Origin of the sequence: Ruegeria atlantica (genome assembly GCF_013033965.1) — a bacterium.
In the GTDB taxonomy this organism is placed as follows: Bacteria; Pseudomonadota; Alphaproteobacteria; order Rhodobacterales; family Rhodobacteraceae; genus Ruegeria; species Ruegeria atlantica_D.
The window spans coordinates 36,411-50,271 of record NZ_WQFE01000006.1 but is presented as its reverse complement, the minus strand read 5'-3'; the positions used below and the strand labels follow the sequence as shown (position 1 = coordinate 50,271).

The 13,861-nt window shown below is 54.1% G+C and carries 15 protein-coding genes; 3 read left to right on the top strand and 12 right to left on the bottom strand.

Annotated elements, in window-relative coordinates:
* Nucleotides 1–9: 9 nt before the first annotated feature.
* Nucleotides 10–459, top strand: a complete 450-nt coding sequence (locus tag GOW16_RS12535; RefSeq protein ID WP_170415443.1) for a VOC family protein — start codon at nucleotides 10–12, stop codon at nucleotides 457–459.
* A gap of 82 nt (nucleotides 460–541) precedes the next feature.
* Here the strand turns inward: GOW16_RS12535 and GOW16_RS12530 are convergent, their stop codons facing one another.
* Nucleotides 542–1,171, bottom strand: coding sequence for a GNAT family N-acetyltransferase (locus GOW16_RS12530; RefSeq protein WP_170415440.1), 630 nt, complete (start codon nucleotides 1,169–1,171; stop codon nucleotides 542–544).
* Nucleotides 1,098–2,288, bottom strand: a complete 1,191-nt coding sequence (locus GOW16_RS12525; RefSeq protein ID WP_170415438.1) for an ABC transporter substrate-binding protein — start codon at nucleotides 2,286–2,288, stop codon at nucleotides 1,098–1,100. The genes GOW16_RS12530 and GOW16_RS12525 overlap by 74 nt, the downstream gene beginning before the upstream one ends.
* A 418-nt stretch (nucleotides 2,289–2,706) precedes the next feature.
* Between GOW16_RS12525 and GOW16_RS12520 the strand changes: the two genes are divergently transcribed.
* Entirely contained in the window at nucleotides 2,707–3,159 is a 453-nt protein-coding gene (locus tag GOW16_RS12520; protein WP_170415435.1) for an Lrp/AsnC family transcriptional regulator, read from the top strand.
* 122 nt (nucleotides 3,160–3,281) lie between these two features.
* Here the strand turns inward: GOW16_RS12520 and GOW16_RS12515 are convergent, their stop codons facing one another.
* From GOW16_RS12515 to GOW16_RS12500, 4 genes are all read right to left on the bottom strand, one after another.
* Nucleotides 3,282–4,061, bottom strand: a complete 780-nt coding sequence (locus GOW16_RS12515; RefSeq protein ID WP_170415433.1) for an IclR family transcriptional regulator — start codon at nucleotides 4,059–4,061, stop codon at nucleotides 3,282–3,284.
* A gap of 11 nt (nucleotides 4,062–4,072) precedes the next feature.
* On the bottom strand, nucleotides 4,073–5,431 hold the full coding sequence (locus tag GOW16_RS12510; RefSeq protein WP_170415431.1) for a TRAP transporter large permease: 1,359 nt from the start codon (nucleotides 5,429–5,431) through the stop codon (nucleotides 4,073–4,075).
* On the bottom strand, nucleotides 5,431–6,096 hold the full coding sequence (locus GOW16_RS12505; RefSeq protein ID WP_170415430.1) for a TRAP transporter small permease: 666 nt from the start codon (nucleotides 6,094–6,096) through the stop codon (nucleotides 5,431–5,433). The genes GOW16_RS12510 and GOW16_RS12505 overlap by 1 nt, the downstream gene beginning before the upstream one ends.
* 65 nt (nucleotides 6,097–6,161) lie before the next feature.
* The gene (locus GOW16_RS12500) at nucleotides 6,162–7,400 is read right to left on the bottom strand and encodes a TRAP transporter substrate-binding protein (protein ID WP_170415428.1); all 1,239 of its coding nucleotides are present in this window, start codon (nucleotides 7,398–7,400) and stop codon (nucleotides 6,162–6,164) included.
* 109 nt (nucleotides 7,401–7,509) lie between these two features.
* On the opposite strand from GOW16_RS12500, the gene GOW16_RS12495 reads away from it, so the two are divergent.
* Nucleotides 7,510–9,105 (top strand): GMC family oxidoreductase, encoded by a 1,596-nt coding sequence (locus tag GOW16_RS12495; protein ID WP_170415426.1) that lies wholly within the window; start codon nucleotides 7,510–7,512, stop codon nucleotides 9,103–9,105.
* Between the two features lie 66 nt (nucleotides 9,106–9,171).
* Here the strand turns inward: GOW16_RS12495 and GOW16_RS12490 are convergent, their stop codons facing one another.
* The 6 genes from GOW16_RS12490 to GOW16_RS12465 all read right to left on the bottom strand — a co-directional run bounded on the left by GOW16_RS12490 (nucleotide 9,172) and on the right by GOW16_RS12465 (nucleotide 13,860).
* Nucleotides 9,172–10,269, bottom strand: coding sequence for a M56 family metallopeptidase (locus GOW16_RS12490; RefSeq protein ID WP_170415424.1), 1,098 nt, complete (start codon nucleotides 10,267–10,269; stop codon nucleotides 9,172–9,174).
* Entirely contained in the window at nucleotides 10,256–10,651 is a 396-nt protein-coding gene (locus tag GOW16_RS12485) for a BlaI/MecI/CopY family transcriptional regulator (protein WP_170415422.1), read from the bottom strand. The genes GOW16_RS12490 and GOW16_RS12485 overlap by 14 nt, the downstream gene beginning before the upstream one ends.
* 65 nt (nucleotides 10,652–10,716) lie before the next feature.
* Nucleotides 10,717–11,121, bottom strand: coding sequence for a DUF2160 domain-containing protein (locus tag GOW16_RS12480; RefSeq protein ID WP_170415420.1), 405 nt, complete (start codon nucleotides 11,119–11,121; stop codon nucleotides 10,717–10,719).
* A gap of 8 nt (nucleotides 11,122–11,129) precedes the next feature.
* Nucleotides 11,130–11,927: a carbohydrate ABC transporter permease gene (locus tag GOW16_RS12475; RefSeq protein WP_170415418.1), complete on the bottom strand. Its 798-nt coding sequence runs from the start codon at nucleotides 11,925–11,927 to the stop codon at nucleotides 11,130–11,132.
* Complete coding sequence (locus GOW16_RS12470) at nucleotides 11,924–12,787, bottom strand: carbohydrate ABC transporter permease (protein ID WP_085807799.1); 864 nt, start codon at nucleotides 12,785–12,787, stop codon at nucleotides 11,924–11,926. The genes GOW16_RS12475 and GOW16_RS12470 overlap by 4 nt, the downstream gene beginning before the upstream one ends.
* Nucleotides 12,784–13,860 carry an ABC transporter ATP-binding protein gene (locus GOW16_RS12465; protein ID WP_170415415.1) on the bottom strand — a complete coding sequence of 359 codons (1,077 nt, stop codon included), beginning with the start codon at nucleotides 13,858–13,860 and terminating at the stop codon, nucleotides 12,784–12,786. The genes GOW16_RS12470 and GOW16_RS12465 overlap by 4 nt, the downstream gene beginning before the upstream one ends.
* Nucleotide 13,861: the final 1 nt, after the last annotated feature.

Genomic DNA, 13,861 nt, shown 5'->3' with positions numbered 1-13,861 from the left:
TGTCAAAACATGAATAAATACAGCGACTTCAAAGCCATCCGCAGCTTGGACTATGTAATCCTTCTTTGCGACGACCTCGCGAAAATGAAAGCCTTCTACGAACGGTTGTTCGAGTTCCAAATCGAAGAATACGTTCCAGAACGGATGATCTTTTTTCGGGTTGGAGTCCTGTTTCTCGGTCTCCGCAAACGTGGGCGCGTTTACGATGGACCAAGTGTCCCGTCCTCATCTGCGTCGATCCAGATCAGCTTTCGCGTGCCGCCCGGTGATGTCGACCTCGCCCATGAAAAACTTGTCGAATATGGGATAGACGTCATAGAGCCGCCAACAAACCAGGACTGGACGCACAGGACATTGTTCTTTCGGGATCCGGAGAACAACATCATTGAAATTTTCGCTGACATTCATCCCCGTGAGACAGAGGCCAGGCCTTCGGGAGTTCATCAGATTGTGGTGTGACCACCTCCGTAAAAGGTGCAGTATCCTACCGCTGCCCGGTCGTGAAAGCCATTTCTCACAACGCATAATGGACGGCTTGAAATCAGGTTACCGCCAATAAACGTTTTTGCATTCTAAAAACTTCAAAACGCACATTGTCTTTGGATTGAATTTCAACGCTTTCAACTGTCTCAAATCCACATGAAACGTAGAGAAGTTTGCCAATTGGCGTTGCGAGCAGTTCCAGTTCACTGTGACCCGAAAGCCGCGCAGAAGCTTCGCAAACAGCCAGAATTGCGCGGCCTAAACCCAGTCGCGCGTAGACAGGATCAGTATACATGGCGCGAATTCGCGCGGGTCCCAACGGATCGGGACAGATGGTTCGGTCAGCCGGCTGATGGATCATTGCCGCGCGTCTGCTCCATCCACCTGATGCTCGGACAACGCCGCCCAATTCAGCCACAAAATACGTACCGTCGGTAACAAGCCAAGGGTCGAACGGCGTAAAATCTAAAGAGCTTGCTCTCTGCTCAGCACTTAGAAACGGTCCCAGGAGATCGCGTGTGGCTGAAGTCGCGAGCTTGTCTAGCACTGGCAAATCTGCTTCTGTCGCCGGGCGTATTGTAGGCACAACCAAACCAACCCGCAGATCGCTTGAATCAGCGTATTGCAACGGTTTTGAACCCATCTTCTGTAAAGACAACTTCTCGATAAGTTCCGGTTGCGTCACCATCTGGAGTAAACTCCACTGAACTCGCCCCGACGTAGTCTATTTCGCCGCCTTCTGCCAAAATCTTCAGACCTGTCTCGATTTCGCTGTGACCAATTTCTACTCCTGGTGCGTTCGCCACACGCATCAATGCACTTGAAAGAGAGGTACCTTCAGAATGATGCGCTGCCTGGAAGGCAAACGCCAAGAGCGCAGCCGCATCGTAGGCCTCGGCGCGATACGGAGCTTGCCCCGGAATCCCGTTTTCGAGCAGCATGGCATCAAATGCCACGGCATCTTCGGTTTCGGATCCGGGCAACGTTCCGATCGAGCCAACCAAAGCATCGCCGAACGTGGCAACCAGTGAGGCCGCCACCATCCCATCAGGAAAGACGAAACGATCAAATGCACCTAGATCAAGTGCCGAGCGCACGATCGCCTGCCCGCCCTGATCCGCATACCCCGCCACAAGCAGAATTTCGGCTCCACTAGCTGCAAGCGTTGCAACTTCGGCAGAATAGTCTCCGGTTCCGTCGACATGCGGGACTTCCACCAGTACCTCACCGCCTTTCTTGGAAAAAGCCTCGGAAAACGAAACCGCCAGGCCCTTGCCATAGTCATTCGCAGTATAGGTTACCGCTAGCGATCGAATTCCATTGGCAATAAGAACATCGGCAAGTACTTCCCCCTGTCGTGTGTCAGACGGGGCTGTGCGAAAAAATAATCCATTGTCTCTAAAGCTTGTGAGGTTGGGCGACGTGGCTGTAGGTGAGATCGACAGGATACCATTTGGAACGGTGACACCACTTGCCACCGCACCCGCGACCCCTGAACAGTCAGCACCGATCAGAGCATCAATCTGGTCTGCTGTTACCAGTCGCTCCGCTGCGGCAACCGCGCGAGGTGCATCCACACAGGTGCTGTCCGCGCGAATAGTTTCAATTTGGCGTCCGTCCAGAAACAACCCTGTCTTGTTCGCCTTTTCCAACGCCAGTTCAGCGGATGCAGCGATTTCAGGTGCCATGGACTCGATTGGCCCGGTGAAACCAAACAGCAATCCAATCCGAACCGGTTTCTCGGACGCCGCAACCATACTTGCGCTGAATGCAAGCAATGCGGTCGTTGATGTTAGTCTGAACATTGTGTGTCTCCGTAATCTAAATGTGGGTGATTGAGACTTGCGGATAAGTAACCCGGTGTGTTTGCAGGCGCGGCGGGTGCAAACCCAGGTGCCCGCGAAGAGCCAAGTCGATTTCCGGACGCGTCAGTCCGACATCCGCCAGCAAATAGTCAGGCAGCGCTCGAAGATGTCGGGCATCTTTGTACTGTAGGTGGCGCAGAGTTACCCTATTCATCAGGCGCCAAATTCGGCTTCTTCGGGGGTTTTGCATCGAGTTGAGCATTGCAAACTCCACAGTTGACGATGCCCAAGAAAGTAAATTGCCCGCCTTCGAACTATTCGCAAAGAATCCGGTCAACTTGCGTGTGCTTCGCGTTCTTGCAGCAACTGTGCGAAAATATCGCGCTTAGTGAGGTTAGATTGATTCCCGGAGGGTACGATGGAAGATCTCGACTCATTTGATCGTCGGTTGCTGGAGCAACTGCAGTTAGACAGTCGCCAAACTGGCCGTGATTTGTCTGAGAAAATTGGATTGTCCGCGGCAGCCTGTTTGCGGCGGGTCCAGCGGTTGCGAAAAATTGGTGCGATCGAGCGTGAGGTGGCAGTCGTTTCCGCCCGGTTCCAAGGTGCGTCCACGCGCGTGATCGTTCTATTGCACATTGCGCGCGACAATCCCCAGCGCATCGATATCTTGAAACAAAAGCTTCGGCGCCTGACAGAGGTAGAACGACTGTTTTATGTTACTGGGGACGCAGATTTGGCGATCATCGTCAACTGTGCCTCGATGGAAGACTATGCCGCCTTCACCGAGAAACACCTGTTTGACCCACCGATGACCGGGTTTGAAAGTTTGGTTGTTCTGAGGGAATACCCGAAAGAATTGGACGATTAGAGAGACCGCATTGGATCGTAGTGGTTCTGAATTTCACCCAGCTACGCAGCCGACTCAAAAATTTTCAGACAACTTAAATCTGCCGCTGATGATCCAATGACTAACACAGAGTTCCGACTGATCTACGAGCTGAGCAACCCTGAGAGTTTTTTTGCTCCGACCTGCAATACGCTCAAAAACTGGATTAAACTTTTCAAATCATGGCGCTGGGTTGGTGCGTGGACAGACAGAGTTGCCACAAGCCTTTGGCGTTCATCCAGAACCGGTACGGCAACGGCAGCCATTCCCGGCATGAATTCTTCGTCGTCTGTTGAATACCCTCTTTGCCCGATCTGAATAATTTCGGCACGTAAAGCGCCAGAATCCGTAATCGTTCTTTCAGTATTTGACTTCAGCGCGCGCGCCGATAGGAACCCGTCCAGTGTGTTTCGGCGCAGTGTCGAAAGATACATTTTACCGCTTGCCGTACAATGGAACGGAACCTGTGTCCCGATCGGCAATTGAATGCGCAAGGGCCATTTTGTTTCTACCCGGTCCAGATAGATCATGCCTTCGCGGTCAGGGATCGCAAGGTTGCAGGTTTCACCGATTTCGTCCGCAACCCCGCGCAAAATCGCAAGGCGAGCGGTGCGTAAGTGTTCCGATGAAACCGTGTTTACTGATAGCTCGCGCAATCGCGGACCGGGTCCATAAGACCTGCCATCCAAGTCGCGTTGCAAAAAGCCTTCAGCTTCGGCCGTTTGAAGCAAACGGTGGATTGTTGGTTTCGCCAGACCCAAGGATTCAATCAGGTCTGACGGTTTGACTGCAACCCCGCGCTTGGCAACCTCTTCAAGGATAATCAGCAAACGCAGATTCGTCGGGATTTGGGATTCTTTCTCTCGTGCATCTGCGTTTACCATCCCGCCACACTCTAGTTGTTTGGCAGCAGGATCAAGGCCAGATCAGGAACCAGGGATACCAAAATCCAAACAGACAGCAGAGCCACAAGATAAGGCACCGTGTAGCGTAACAGCCGGAAGTACGGCACGCCTGTCACCCCTGATGCCACATAGAGGTTCAATCCATAAGGCGGTGTGATGAAGCCAATCGATGCGCCAACCAGGAAGATCACCGAGAAATGGATCGGATCGACACCAACTGATGCCGCAATCGGTGCAAGGATTGGTGCGAGGATGATGGTTACCGGCAGGCTTTCCAGCACCATGCCTGAGAAAAAGACGATGACCATCGATGTGAACAGAACCGCGTAATAACCACCCATCGAGGTCACGAAATCACCGATCGTTTGTTGTGCGCCAAGCAACGACAGAATTTGCTGCATAACTACCGAAATTGCGATTAGCGGTGCGAGAATACCCGTTATCTGCGCTGAACGGATAACGATTGAAGGTATCTCGGGGATTGTGAACCCTTCAACAACCAACATTTCGGCGAAGCTCTTGTCAGTCGGAGAAATGTCATCCCGCGCGCCCATGATGCGGTTGATCGGATAGCTGACCAGGCCAGCTATGACACAGAAACCAACGGTAACCCCTGCCGCTTCGGTCGGGGAGAATTTGCCTGTGTAGATGCCCCAAAGAACGAGACCGATGGCAAAAAAGCCGAGCCAGGCGCCAAAGGCGGTTTTTAGGATCCGGTTCAGTTGCAGCGGGATCAGATGGCCCCAACCGTTGATCCGGCAAATGATCCAGCATGCAAACTGCATGCCGAAGACCATCAGTGCGCCCGGCAGGATACCGGCGACAAACAACTCAGAAATGGGAAGGTTCATCAGGAACCCGTAGACGATGAAGATGATTGATGGGGGGATAATGATCCCGACCGTACCACCCGCCGCCGCGGTGGCCGCGCTGAAGCGTTCGTCATAGCCGCCTTTGACCATTTCGGGATGCAGCATTGAGCCGATGGTCGCGGTCGTGGCCGAGTTTGACCCTGAAATCGCAGCAAACAGACCGCACGCGCCAAGCGACGCCATAGCCAGCCCGCCGCGTATCCAGCCCAAACAGGAATAGGCAAAATCACTCAGCCGTCTGGCAATCCCCGATTTGTTGATCAGGTCACCGGTCAGGATGAACAAAGGCATCGCCAGCAAGGCAAAACCCTTGTTGAACACATTCAGCAGCTCGGCACCCATGTTGTCGAGGGTCAGTCCCAGAACGAATGAGCATCCAATCACCCAGTATCCGATGACCAGCAGCACCGGGACGCCCAACATGAACAGAAACGTCACGCCCAGCGAAATAAGTGTAACCAAAGTTCCGTCTGTCATCAGTCTGCCCCTATCACGGCCTGCTTGATCAGCGGCTCTCCGGTTTTCCAATTGTGCAAATCGTCAGCAAGGTTCTGAAACACCCGACCGACCATCAAAAAGAACGAGACAGGCGCTGCCAGCAAAAACCACCATTGCATGATGTTGTCTGTCCCAAGCACGATCTGAAAGTTCGAGGCGGACAGAGCGACCAGACGCGTAGTAGTCACGATCACGATGACCGCGAAAATGAACCATAGTATGGCATCCAGGAAGAGGCAGGCCAGCTGGCCGCCGCGCGGCATCGCGGTGCGAAACTCGCTGAAACTTAGATGTGTGCGCAGGCGAACGTTATAGGACGCGCCAAACCAGGCCATTACCATGAACAGAAGCGGTGGAATGGTCGTGGACCATGGCTCCTGATCATTAAAGACAAATCTGTCAATCACACCCCAGAATATGATCAGCGCAATGGCGAGGTAGGAATAGACCATGACAGAACGCTCGAGTTGGCGTTCGACAAAGGGTACCTTGCGATAGATTAGCATCACGAGAAGGCCCCCAATGGCGGCAACAATAGTGCCGACAACCCAAGCGGCATCAGATTCCAAGGCTATTTGAATCTCGAATGAATCTCGGGTGAGCAATGCGCTAAAAATAGCACCAATATCTGCCCATAATGACATGAACCCCGTCCTCCCAGTCGGTGTTTAATAAAACCGGCCCGTGAAGGGCCGGTTCTAATGTTAGATCAGGCTTCGCCTTTCCACCAACGGCGGGGCTCAACATTTTCGGGCAGTGTATCCGCCGGAATCTCGCGCGCGATGTCGTAGATTTCCTGATAGGTATCGATGCCACCGGCCCATTTGTTCAGCCGCTCACGCCACTGCGCCCATGGTTCCGGGTTGAAATTCGGCGCACACATTTCCTCGGCCAGTTTGATCTGGTCATCCGCCAGGAAGGCCGGGCGTACACCGTTTTCCGCGAAGATCGTATCAGGCAGTTGTGGGTCCGAGAAACCAACTGTGTTTAGCAGTGCGGCTTCGTTCGCACCCTGAATAAGCGCCTGCGTGAAGTAGGACGATTCCATAACTGCGTCCTGCAGCTCTCCGCCAAGACTGTCGAACACTTTGGCCGACATCGACGTATGTTCAGTGCCGCAGAAGAACTTAAGGTTCACGGACTGCGAAACCACAGGTGCCATGTTGGCATATGCAACGGCGGACGCCCAGGTCTCGGCACCGTCTATCAGTCCGGTTTTCAGAGCATCCAGCGTTTCTTCCCACGCCACTGGAACAGGGTTCAGGTTCAACAGCTGCATGGCAATGCGACCCAACTGAGTGCCCGTCACACGGTTCTTAGTTCCGAACAGCTCTTCCAGCTTTGTCACAGTTGGCTTGTCAGAGAAGGTCGAGCCCATCTGCAGACCGCGCAGTTCACAATGGGTGAACAGGAATTTCAGTCCATGCCGTTTTTCAAGCGGCTCACGCAGTATGCGCTGGCTGGCGGGGCTGTAGAAGAAATGATACTGTGCCGCCCGGCTGGGGAACATATAGGCATAGTCCAGCACGTTCAGATAGGGCGCACCACCGGCGGAGTTCTGTGTCGAGGCAGCATAGATGTCGACAATTCCCTGCTGAGTCTTTTCAACACAGCTCAGCTGTCCGCAGATCTGGTTATCACCGATAAACTCGATCCGAATCTCACCATCGGTGCGTTCTTCCAGATCCCGGGCAAATTCAATCGCGCCTGCGCGCTCAATCAAAAGGTTGCGCGTGTTAAATCCCGAAGCGCCAAATTTCAGCGTGTGCTTTGGTTCTTTCGAGAACCGTTTTTCGTACGTGGACTCAGCAGCATGCGCAAGATTAGCCAGACTCATCGCCCCGCCAAACCCACCTGCCGCCAACAGCGTCGAGCTCATGCCATAACGCCCGGCCACGCGGAAAAAATCGCGCCGTGAAATTCCACTTAGTTTCTTACCGATCTCCATTGCTTACCTCCCTGATCGCAATTATTGAGACGTTTTGTATCAAAAAAGGCTAGTATAGTTCCGGCAATTTGCATAGAGTTTTTTTCAGTAACCTTGGGAGGAGATCGTCATGGAGGTGGATTATGCAGTCGTCGGAGCGGGCTCTTCGGGCTGTGTTATTGCCAATCGCCTGAGTGCCGATCCCAATACGACCGTGGCTTTGCTTGAGGCTGGCGGGCCTGACACCAATCCGTGGATTCACATCCCGGTTGGATATTTTAAAACCATGCACAACCCATCGTTGGACTGGTGTTATCGCACTGAACCCGACCCGGGCCTTAACGGGCGCTCGATTGACTGGCCTCGCGGAAAAGTTCTTGGGGGATCATCCTCGCTGAATGGGCTTCTCTATGTTCGTGGTCAGAAAGAAGATTACAACCGCTGGCGTCAGATGGGAAATGTAGGCTGGGGTTGGGACGACGTACTGCCGCTATTCAAACGCAGCGAAGATCAGGAACGCGGCGAAGATGAATTTCACGGGACCGGTGGGCCTTTGTCAGTCTCAAACATGCGTATCCAGCGACCGATCTGTGATGCCTGGGTTTCTGCCGCGCAGGCGGCCGGTTACCCGTTCAATCCTGACTACAACGGGGCCGATCAGGAAGGCGTCGGTTACTTTCAACTAACCACTCGGAATGGTCGACGTTGTAGCGCCGCCGTTGCATATCTCAAGCCTGCCAAGAACAGGTCAAACCTGAACATCATCACCCATGCGTTGGTGACCCGGATCGAGTTGGACGGTAAAAAAGCAACCGGACTGCTGTATCGCGACCGATCAGGTGAAGTGAAGTCGATCAAGGTGCGACGCGAAATCATTTTGTCCGGCGGTGCCATAAACTCACCTCAGATTTTGATGTTGTCCGGAATCGGCGATCCTGACCATCTTAAGACCAACGGGGTCGAACCAGTTCATGCGTTGCCCGGTGTTGGAAAAGGCCTGCAGGACCATCTTCAGGCGCGCTTGGTTTTCAAGTGCAATGAACCGACTCTTAATGATGAAGTGCGCAGTTTGTTCAATCAGGCGCGGATCGCACTGAAATACGCTCTGTTTCGGGCAGGACCTATGACAATGGCCGCAAGCCTCGCCACCGGATTCCTAAAAACGCGCCCCGAAGTTCAAACGCCCGATATTCAATTCCACGTTCAACCCTGGTCCGCTGACAGCCCTGGTGAGGGCGTTCATCCGTTTTCCGCGTTCACAATGTCCGTCTGTCAACTTCGGCCGGAGAGCCGGGGAGAACTACGTCTGGATGGCCCCGATCCAGCTAGTTACGTCAAGATCATACCAAACTACTTGTCTACCGAAACAGATTGCCGAACGATCGTCGACGGAGTTAACATCGCTCGCGATATTGCCAAGCATAACCCTCTGGCTTCCAAAATTTCGGAGGAGTTCCGACCAACGTCCGATTTATCACGTGATGACTATGATGGCACCTTGGATTGGGCGCGGTCGAACTCAGTCTCTATCTACCACCCAACGGGAACTTGTGCGATGGGCACATCCGAATCCGCGGTCGTGGACCCCAGCCTGAAGGTCAAAGGGATCGATAATCTGCGTGTTGCCGATTGCTCGATCATGCCGGAAATCGTCAGCGGAAATACCAACGCTCCTGCGATCATGATAGGCGAAAAAGCCAGCGAATTGCTTACAGCCACGCCTTGATGGTCAGCTGTCGGCATTTGTAATACGTGGCAACTTGCCCATTCAAAACCCGGACGCCGTCGCTTGTCAATTTCCCTGAGTGCGCGCCTCAAGTCGTTCCAGATTGACAACTGTCGAAAGCATCAAACGATCGTGGCTCCAATCCTGCGTTTGACGCACTGAAGCCGAGCCTATGGCAAGAACTGTTGCCAAAGACAGTGTCAGCCCAAGGAATACAGCAGGCAGAGGATGAGATGTTGCCTGTGCCTCGGTCAGGGCAATCACGCGCAGACGCAAGACATCCTTTGCCTTAGTTCCATTGACCAAAGCAACATGCAAAATACGTGGGCAATTCATGGTGAGGGATCGCGAACAGTAGTCCAGCAAACAGGCCGTATAGTCTTTGGCGTCTATACCCTTGCGTGAGACAACAGACTGGTCACAGGCCAACTCGCGTAGCCGGTCAAACTGGTGCTTAATGACCAAATATGCCGGGTTCCAGAATAAAAGTGGGCGCATAAGCTCAAAGCCCAATTCCCATTCAACATCCATAGCACGGATGTGCTGAAACTCGTGTGCCAGCGCAAACCGCAATTCGCGTGGTGTATTCAGCAGGTGACTGGGCAAGACAACATGACGGCGACGCAGGCCTCGTACGGCGAAGGGCACGGTTATCCGGTCTGACAAACGAATGTCCACTTTGGGTGATTGCCGCCAAAGAAAGCTGGACCTCACGGCCTTGCGAATAGCCCACGCATCCCGCAGCACCCGAATTGTCAGAATTACAGACACCAGAACGAATGCAATGAACACGCAATTCACTATGAAAGAAGAACCGGAAAGAACGTGATCGAGCCAACGTTCGCGCGTGTTCAACAGGGTTTCGAATTGCGCGGCGGGCATGGCGATGTCACCGCGTAGGTAGGCTGCGACAGCAATATCCCCCAATGCGACTGCGCGCCCCGGCCAAAGGAAACTGACTAAGGTTGATACCCCTACCGCCAGAACCGGGCTCAGCATAACGCAGATGCAAAGTGCTTTGAGAGATCGAAGTTGCGCGATAAATCCATATCGCATCGATGATCCCGCCAACACGGTGCGAACCGCCAGCCAGATAAGTGCCGACAATCCGAGCACGACATTAAACTCGAGAAAAGCATCGAGAACCGGTTTAACCGCCGTCATTTTGCAGTCTCCTCTCTACCAGTGCTCGAATTTCCTCCAGATCATCTTCTGTCAGCCCCGCATCGTCGACCAGGCGCGCAACCAAAGTTGCGGGAGTGTCGTCGAACAACGTCCGGGACAGATTTTGCAGCGAACGCGACTGATACCTGTCTTTTTCCAGAAGTGGTCTATAAATCAGTGTTTTGCCGTTCTTTTCGCTTTCCACAAATCCCTTGTCATCGAGAATGCGCAGAATTGTAGCGCCGGATGTGTAGGCCAGATTGCGATCAGGTGGCAGGCGATCAAGGACATCACGGACCGAGCCCTGACCCAGCGCCCAGAGCTCGTTCATGAACTCAAGTTCCACTTCGGTCAGCAGGTTTGTTGTTTTTTTCTTTCGCATCAGTCTCGGTGTCGCCATTTTTAGTATGCCTGACAGACAAGCATCCTTTCTGTATTTCGCAAAGCCTAAACTTTCCAGAAGACGAAGATGCCCCAGCCTATGGACAGAAACAGCGGCATCCAAACCGGCTGACCAACCAGCCCGAGCCAGGCCAAAAAGATATAGGCCGAACCCAGAAGCGTGATAAACAGACGGTCGCCGAGCGTAGTCGTCAGACCCAGCACGCCGCGCCGCTCAATCCCGTCGCGATACTTGAAGCCTTCCAGAATACCAATCAGCGCGATGGCGGAGAATATCCCAACGAAAACTGCAAGTGTCGCGGGCGTCCAGGCCATCCAGAAATCGGGCCACAGAGGGTCGGTCCAGGAAAATCCCTTTTCCTCTTGTTGACCGACGTTGCCCCACCCGGTCTGAGCCTGAGCAAAGGCCGTCGTAGGTAGGAGGGGGAGGATGAGAAGAAGTTTACGCATATCGAACCTCACACACGGCCCATCGCGAACCCACGCGCGATGTAGTTGCGAACAAACCAGATGACGATGGCGCCAGGGATGATTGTCAGGGTGCCGGCAGCGGCCAGCAGCCCCAGTTCGTACCCCGCGCTTGAGGCGGTTCGGGTCATAACGGCGGCGATGGGCTTGGCCTCAACCGCGGTCAGTGTTTTTGCCAGCAGCATTTCTACCCACGAGAACATGAAGCAGAAGAAGGCCGCAACGCCAACGCCCGCTTTGATGTTTGGCAGAAAGATGGTCACGAAGAAGCGTGGGAACGAGTAACCATCCACGTAGGCGGTCTCATCCAGTTCTTTGGGGATCCCGCGCATGAAACCTTCCAGGATCCACACCGCCAGCGGTACGTTGAACAATGTATGAGCCAGAGCCACAGCCAGATAGGTGTCGAACAGACCGATGGAGGAATAGAGCTGGAAGAATGGCAGCGCGAAGACCGCAGCCGGGGCCATCCGGTTGGTCAGCAGCCAGAAGAACAACTGCTTGTCGCCAAGAAACCGATAGCGCGAGAACGCATAAGCGGCTGGCAAGGCAACACACACCGATAGCACTGTGTTAATCGTCACGTAAGCTATCGAATTGATGTAGCCCCAATACCACGTCGGGTCCGTGAAGATCGTGACGTAGTTTTCCAGCGTAAAAGTCTGGGGGAACAGGGAAAAGCCCGACAGGATCTCATTCGTTGTCTTGAAGGACATCGCGACCAGCCAGTAGATCGGCAGCATCAGGAACGCGATATAGAGGATCGGGATAAGGGACCGCTTCTTCATTGCGCGTCATCCTTTGTCATCAGAGTGTAGAAGACCCAGGAAACCAGCAGCGTGATGGCGAAGTAGATCAGGCTCATCGCAGCGGCAGGACCAAGGTCGAACTGTCCAAGTGCGATCTTCACAAGGTCAATCGAAAGCAAGGTGGTGGAGTTACCGGGGCCACCGCCGGTCAGAACGAAGGGCTCGGTATAGATATTGAAACTGTCCATGAACCGCAGCAGTACGGCGATGGTCAAAACCGTCTTCATCTTGGGTAGTTGGATATAGCGGAACACCGACCAGGGGCTGGCACCATCGATTTTGGCAGCCTGATAATAGGCATCGGGGATCGACACGAGACCCGCATAGCACAGCAGCACGACAAGCGAGGTCCAGTGCCAAACGTCCATGACTACGACGGTGATCCAGGCGGACAAAGGCTGTTGCGTCATGTCGTAGTTGATACCCAGCACGTCGTTCAGAAAGTACCCCAGCAGGCCGATCTTGGGCAGGGTGAAGATGTTCCACATCGACCCGACCACGTTCCACGGGATCAGCATCGGCAGGGCCATCAGAACCAGACAGACCGGGACCCAGAAGCCTTTGCGAGGCATCGACAAGGCGACGATGATGCCTAGCGGTACCTCGATCAGCAGGATCAGGAAGGTGAACAGGAATTGCCGTCCTAGCGCGGCCTGAAAGCGATCCGAGCGCAGGATTTGCTCAAACCAGCCCAGCCCTTCCCAGAAGAACTGGTTGTTGCCAAAGGTTTCCTGCACCGAATAGTTGACCACCGTCATCATCGGCACCAGCGCGTTGAATGCGACCAGCGCCAGAACCGGCAGGACAAAGAACCAGGCTTTTTGGTTTTCGGTTCTCATTGCGCCCGCTCCTTGGTTGCGATCCAGCCGTCGCGATAGACGCGGGATTGTTCGGGTTTGAATTGCAGGAATACTTCTGACCCCGGCTCGGGCACGCTGTGTTCGGTCACGACCTTGAGGGCGGTGTTGCCGACCATCGCGCTGACCACATAGTGGCGACCGATGTCAGAAACCTTGGTGACATGCGCGGGAATGCCTGTGTCGCCAAAGCCGATGTATTCCGGGCGGATTCCAAGATCTGTACGGCCTCCGTCGCCGTGAGTTGACCCTTCCAGCACTACCTCGTGACCTTCGAAAACTGCGCGGTCACCTTTGGCCTGGCAGGGAAGGACGTTCATGCCGGGCGAGCCGATGAAATGGCCGACAAAGGTATGCTGGGGACGCTCGAACAGTTCGACCGGGGTGCCGATTTGAACCACTTCACCTTCCTGCATCACCACGACTTCATCAGCAAAGGTCAATGCCTCGGTCTGGTCGTGGGTTACATAGATCATTGTGGCCTGCACGCGTTGGTGTAGTTCTTTCAACTTGGACCGCAGCTTCCATTTCAGATGCGGGTCGATCACGGTCAGCGGCTCATCAAACATCACCGCGTTCACGTCGTCGCGGACCAAACCGCGCCCCATCGAGATCTTCTGCTTGTTGTCCGGGCTCAGCCCCGAGGCCTTGGTGCCGAGCATATCGGTGACATCCAACATCTCGGCAATCTCATCCACGCGACGTTTGATGGTCGCCGGATCGACACCCCGGTTCTTCAAGGGAAAGGCCAGGTTTTCGCCTACGGTCATCGTGTCGTAGATCACCGGAAACTGGAACACCTGCGCGATGTTGCGCTGATCAGGGGGCAGCGCTGTCACGTCGTGGTTATCAAATAGAATCTGCCCTTCCGAAGGCGTTAGCAGGCCCGAAATGATGTTGAGCAACGTCGACTTGCCACAACCCGAAGGTCCCAGCAGCGCGTAGGCACCACCGTCGCGCCAGGTCACGTCGATTTCTTTCAGCGCATAGTCTTCCGGGCCAGCCGGCGTCGGCATGTAGCTGTGTTTTAGGTTTGAAAGCTTGATCTGCGCCATG